General features: G+C 35.5%; 1 protein-coding gene. It reads right to left on the bottom strand.

What is annotated here, in order from left to right; all coding sequences use genetic code 11:
* The coding region (locus FE392_RS23045) for an SNF2-related protein (protein WP_319931996.1) at positions 1-262 on the bottom strand (262 nt) is incomplete at both ends.

Here is a 262-nt window from a genome sequence, read left to right as displayed (position 1 = left end):
AAATTTGTTTAAGTTTGTTCAGCATAAGTAATATAAATCCGCGTCTTTCAATTCCGCTTAATCCTTCTACATTTTGCAATGTATCTTGAACAAGTTGTTCATATAAGGAAGCTTGTTCACCGGTAAGTGGACAGTAAGCTTTTTGTTCTTGTTTATCTGGTAAGTTTAATGCGACTGTTTGATCTTTCTTCGTACGGCGCAGTAAAAATGGTGAGATAAACCGTTGAACTTGCTGGATTTTTCCTTCATCACGATCTTTTTC

Origin of the sequence: Xenorhabdus santafensis (assembly GCF_033949405.1) — a bacterium.
GTDB classification, from domain to species: Bacteria; Pseudomonadota; Gammaproteobacteria; order Enterobacterales; family Enterobacteriaceae; genus Xenorhabdus; species Xenorhabdus santafensis.
This window is presented reverse-complemented; position numbering and strand designations above follow the sequence as displayed.